The organism is Microbacterium sp. Bi128 (assembly GCF_918698205.1).
Map to the genome: position 1 here is coordinate 1 of NZ_CAKKMM010000261.1, position 5,608 is coordinate 5,608.

A 5,608-nucleotide genomic window follows, 5' to 3' on the forward strand; every position below is an offset into this window, starting at 1 on the left:
CTGCCAGTCCGCGGAAGGGCCGGCCGGCCCGGCGCTTTGCCTTCAACCGGGAAGCGGGTTTCGTGTTGGGCCTGGACATTGGTGCCGCGACCACCACCGCCGCCGTGGCCGACCTCCGCGGCACGGTGATCGGCCGTTCCAGCGGGAGCTTCCGTGCGGCGGACATCCCCGCGCAGGAGCGGATCGGCGTCGTCGATCTCGCCTGCCGCGAGGCGCTGGAAGCGGCGGGAGCTGACCCGGGCAGGGTCCTGGCCGTCGGCGCCGGGATCGCAGCGCCGGTGGACCGCGACGGCAACGTTCTGGTGACGCAGCGGTTTTGGAGCCTGTTCGACGTCGGGCTCCGCTCCGCGCTGAAGGAGCTGCACGGCTGGACCGTGCTCCTGGAGAACGACGCCAACCTGGCTGCGCTCGGTGAGCGCTGGCGCGGGTCCGGCGTGGGCGTGGATGATCTGGTGGTGCTCCTGGCCGGCGAACGCCTCGGCGCCGGCGTGATGGAATCCGGCCGCCTGCTCCACGGCCGCGGCGGGGCCGCCGGCGAGATGGGCTATCTGGACATGGTGGAGGGTGTTGGCTCCAGCGACGGCATCGCCGCCCTGGTGCGGCAGTGGTCGGCGGCCGGCGGCGGACCCTCCGCGGGCGGCCCTGCCAGTGCGCCGCGCGTCTTCGCGGACGCGGCCGCGGGAGACCCGGCGGCCCTGGCCATCCTGGACCGGATTTCGGAGCGCATGGCCCGGGTCATCGCCTCGATCGCGAGCCTGATCAACCCCGAGCAGGTGGTGATCGGCGGCGCCGTCGCCGAGTCCGCCGGGGCGCTCCTGCCCGGCATCACAGCGCTGCTTCCCCGCTTCACCGCGACTCCCCCGCGGGTGACAGTCTCACCCCTGGGCGACGCGATCGTCACGGCGGGCGCGGTCCGGCACGCCCTGGACTACGTCGAGGCGAATGCCTTGGAGCTGGCCCTCCCCGCGCGGGGCTGACCCGGATCCGTTGCCTTAGTCCGGCATGATCATGGTGCGCAGGTCCAGCTGCCGCAGCACCCGGTCCGCGACTTCTGGGTCCATGCCCGGCTCGTTCCGGGCCGCTACGACTTCCCGGCGGGCCGCATCGAGGGCGATCGTCTGCACCGCGATCGCCAGTTCCCGGCCACGCTTACGCTGCTCCCCCGCGCTTTCATTCCGCAGGCTCCCGTCCAGCAGCTCGGCGTGCAGCCGGGTCATTTTCTCCTTCACGAGCGCCACCTTATCCGCCGGCAGCTCCTTCATGAGCTCGTTGTCCTTCAGGGCCACGATGGCTGCCTGTTGCGCCCGGCTTGCCAACACGCGGGCGGCGTCGCGTTCTTCGGAACCGTCCTCGGACGCCTTCAGGACCCGCATGAGCCACGGCAGCGTCAGCCCGGGCAGCACCAGGGTGGCCAGCAGCACGGCGCAGGCGATCACCAGCAGCTCGCTGCGGGCCGCGAACGGCGTGCCGTCCGCAACGGTCAGCGGAAGAGCCAGGGCCAGCGCCAGGGTGGCCAGGCCGCGCATGCCGCACCACGTGAGTATCAGCACGTCCTTGGCCGAAGTAGGGCGCAGAACATCCTTCCTCGCCCGGGAGAGGCCGGACATCATGGCCAGCCAGGCGAAGCGTGCGGCGAACACCAGGACGCACACCACCGCAGCCGTCCCGACCATGCCGAAAACGCCGCTGCCTTCGTCGTGGATGACCTGCCGTACTTCCAGGCCCACCAGCCCGAACGCCAGGCCGGTGACCAGCAGTTCCACGACGTCCCAGAACGCGGTGCGGGTGACCCTCTCCGCGGCGTCCCCGGGCCGGGAGTGGCGCTGCATTTCCAGCGCGGTGACGACGACGGCGATCACCCCGGAGGCGTGCACCTCCTCAGCCAGGATGTAGGCGGCAAACGGCACCACTAGGGTGACGGCGCTCCGGGCCACCATGGAGGTCACCAGGCGGGTGATCAGGCTCGTGAGCCAGCCCATGCCGATCCCCACAACCACCGCGATCGCAGCTCCCAGGACAAACTGGAGGACGACGTCGGAGGCGATCTTGGTGCCGGCGACGGCCGCGGCCACGGCCGCCTGGAAGATGACGATGGCGGCGGCGTCGTTGAACAGGCCCTCGCTCTGGAGCACGTTGATGAGCCGCCGCGGCATGTGGACCCGGCTGGCGATGGAGTCCACGGCCACGGGATCGGGCGGGGCCACCATGGCGCCCAAGGCGATCGCGGCCGGTATGCCGATGCCCGGGATCATGAGCCAGGCCGCGCCCGCGACCACCGCCGTCGAGACCACCACGAGCGCGACGGCAAGCATCAGCAACGTGCGCCAGCGGACCCGGAAAACAGCCCACGAACTGCGCTGCGCTGTCGCGAAGAGCAGCGGAGGCAGGAAAATGGGCAGGATCAGCTCGGGCGGGATCTGGATCTCCGGGAAGCCGGGGATGAACGTCAGGGCAACGGCCAGGATCAGCATCAGCACCGGGTAGGGCAGCCGCAGCTTCTCTCCGAGACCGACAGCGCCCACCGTAGCCAGCAGAAGTCCAACGATGAGTGCCAACTGATCCATGTGCCCGCTTTCCCCGGAGGCGGGCCGGGGCATCCCGGGTGGATGCGCGGACCGCCCCCACCACCCTATCGGGAAGAGTCCTGGGCTAGCCCAACGTTTCCAGCGCTGCCGCGAGCGGGAGCGTGCCGTCCCGGAACTCGATGGTGCGCCCGATCGTGGCCGGCAGCCCGAGGACCGCCGCCGCCACCAGGGCGACGTTGGCCCGGGCGGTTTCGGTGCCGTCGGACGTGTCGGCGGGGTCGACGTCGATCATCCCGTTGCCGGGTCCCGCGGTCAGCGTTCCGGGGCCCAGGACGGTCCAGTCAAGGCCTGAACCGCGCAGGTACTCATCCGCCGCGGCCTTGGCTTCGGCATAGGCGAAGAAGCCGTTGTCCGCGGGGACTCCGTGGTCCGGCCCGGCCCCGAAATAGGACACCATGACGTACCTGCTGACGCCGGCTTCCGCCGCGGCGTCCATGGAACGGATCGCGGCGTCGCGGTCCACGGCGTAGGTCCGTTCGGGGCTGCCGCCGCCGGCTCCGGCCGACCACACCAGGGCGTCGTGTCCGCGGAGGGCTCCGGCGATCTGCGCCGTCGTCGCGTTCTCCACATCCAGCAGCGCCGGTGTGGCGCCGGTGTCCGTGACGTCGGCCGCATGGTCCGGGTTGCGGATAAAGGAGGTCACCCCGTGCCCTTCCGCCGCGAGGATCCTGGACAGTTCCAAAGCCACCTTGCCGTGGCCGCCGATAATTGAGATGCGCGTCATGGTCCCATTCTGTCCCACCGGACAGCGAACTGCTGCCCCATGGTCCACAAGTTGGTGGTGGTCCAGTAGATCAGGACGCCGATGGGGAACAAGATCCCGCCCACACCGAAGACGACCGGCAGGCTGTACAGCAGCACCTTTTGCGGGCCCATGAACGGAGGCGCCACGGCCTCGCCGGACAAGCTCCTGGCCATGATCTGCCGCTGCGTGATGAGCTGCGAGGCCGTCATGGCCAGGATCATCGCAATGGAGAGGATCCACACCGAGAGCTGACTGCCGCCGACGCCGTGCAGCAGCGAGGCCGAGAGCGGGGCGCCGAAAATCGTGGACTCGTCGAACTGCGCGACCTGTTCGGGGCTCATGGCCCCGACGGCTTCGCCCTGGCCGGCCGCGGCGCTGATGCCGGACAGCATCTGGAACAGCGCGAAGAAGAAGGGCATCTGGATCAGCAGGGGCAGGCAGGCGGAGAACGGGTTGGTGCCGTGCGCCTTGTAGAGGGCCATCTGTTCCTGCGCCATGGCCTGGCGGGAGAGCGGATCGGTCTTGCCTTTGTATTTGTCCTGGAGCTTCTTCAGGTCCGGCTGCAACCGCCTCATGCGCTGCTGGACGTTGACCTGTTTGAGGAACACCGGGATCAGGGCGGCGCGGATCACCAGCACCAGCCCAATGATGGACAGCGTCCAGGTCCAGCCGCTGGCCGCCGGCATGCCGATGGCGCTGAGTCCGTCATGGAAGCCCGCCATCATGGCTGAGACCAGCCATTTGAACGGAGCCATGATGGTGCCAAGAAGGTCCACTGATATCCCCAACCGTCAGTTGCTGCAAAGCTACGGCGAAAAGTGCCTCTTGTCACGGGCGCGCGTTGCGGGAAGGCACACGGCTGACCAGGAGACGATTCAGCCGGTGTCCGGGCGTGCCCGCACTGCGCTGACGCCGTTGATTTTTAGGCTGATCTGAATTGCACGCAGGCGTCCAGGCCGGTGGTGCCCGGTGCGGGCCCGGGGGCCCTGGGCCTGAGTGTTGCTTCTGCCCCGCTGGCCCGGGCCAGTTGGTGCACGATGGACAAACCGAGGCCGCTGCCCTCGCCGCCCTGGGTGCCGCGCCAGAAACGGCCAAATGCCCGTTCGCAGTCTTCCGGGGAAAGCCCGGGGCCCTCGTCCAGGATGTGCAGTTCGATGGTGCCTGGCTGTTCACCGTGGGAGACCACGAGCTGGATCAGTGACCCCGGCGGGGCGACGGCGAGGGCGTTGTCGATCAGGTTGTCGATGATTTGCTCGGCGGCCCCGGGCAGGATCAGGATGTCTGCCGCAGGCGGGCCGTCCAGGCTCAGGCGCACACCGGTCTCCTCGGCGAGGGCCTCCCATTGTTCCTTGCGGGCCTTCGCTGCCTCGACGAGGTCGGTGGTGACCGGCGCGGCCGGGCTGCCTTCGGCCTTGCTGAGCAACAGCAGCCCGTCGATGATGCGCTGCAGCCGGTACGTCTCCTCCAGCGAGGCGGCCACCATGGTCCGGCCCGCTTCCGGGTCGGCGGGGATCGTGTCGTGGGCGTTCTCGAGCCTGAGCCGCAGCCCCGTCAGCGGGGTGCGGAGCTGATGGGAGGCGTCGGAAGCGAAGCCGCGTTGTTGCTCGAGCAGGTGTTTCATCCGGTCCGCCATGCGGTTAAAGGAACCCGCGAGGGCTTTGATCTCGGGGGCGCCCCCTTCGTCGGTTCGGGTGTCCAGGTTTCCGTCGGCGAGCAGTTCCGTGGCGTCCCGCAGCCGCTGGAGTCTCCGGGTCACGGCGCCGGCCATGACGTAGGCCAGGATGCCGGCGAGCAGTACCGTGGTTCCGGCGACAGTCCAGATGGTACGCAGCTGGCCGTTCACCTGCTCGGCCACGACCGACGCCGGATACGTCAGCCGGACGACGCCGGAAATCTTCTCACCGCTGAGGACGGGAACGGCGACGTAGAGCAGGTCCAGGCCCAGTGTCTGGGAATACCGTTGGCCCGCGTTGATCTGACCGGTCAGTGCGGAGGCGATCTCGGGCCGCGAACTGTAGGGCGATCCGGTGGCCGCCTGATCGTCGTCCGAGGTCGCCACGGCCGTCCCGACGGCGTCGACGATCACCACACGGGCCCCGCCCGCCTCCCCATACCGGCGCACGTCGGCCGCGACTTCCGGAGGCAGTGGACCGCCGGCTTTCAACGCGTCGCCGGCCCGGCCGGCCAGGAGAAAAGCGTCGCGTTCAAGGGACGTGGTGAGGCGCTCCCGTTCCACACGGACCAGATAGTTTCCCAGCGGAATGTCCTGGACCAGGAC

Annotated in this window: 5 protein-coding genes; 1 reads left to right on the forward strand and 4 read right to left on the reverse strand. The window is 69.3% G+C overall.

Annotation, left to right across the window (positions count from 1 at the left end; translation table 11 throughout):
• On the forward strand, positions 1-977 hold a 977-nt coding region (locus LQV45_RS16480), incomplete at its 5' end, for an ROK family protein (RefSeq protein ID WP_230007956.1).
• A 15-nt stretch (positions 978-992) separates the two neighbouring features.
• On the opposite strand, the gene LQV45_RS16485 is transcribed toward LQV45_RS16480, so the two are convergent.
• The 4 genes from LQV45_RS16485 to LQV45_RS16500 form a co-directional block, all read right to left on the reverse strand.
• Entirely contained in the window at positions 993-2,564 is a 1,572-nt protein-coding gene (locus LQV45_RS16485; protein WP_230007957.1) for a Na+/H+ antiporter, read from the reverse strand.
• 85 nt (positions 2,565-2,649) lie between these two features.
• A complete protein-coding gene (locus LQV45_RS16490; protein WP_230007958.1) occupies positions 2,650-3,309 on the reverse strand; it encodes an NAD(P)H-binding protein in 660 nt (219 codons plus the stop codon).
• Complete coding sequence (gene yidC, locus LQV45_RS16495; RefSeq protein WP_230007959.1) at positions 3,306-4,106, reverse strand: membrane protein insertase YidC; 801 nt, start codon at positions 4,104-4,106, stop codon at positions 3,306-3,308. Before yidC ends, LQV45_RS16490 begins: the two co-directional genes overlap by 4 nt.
• A 146-nt stretch (positions 4,107-4,252) precedes the next feature.
• The coding region (locus LQV45_RS16500) for an ATP-binding protein (RefSeq protein WP_230007960.1) at positions 4,253-5,608 on the reverse strand (1,356 nt) is incomplete at its 5' end.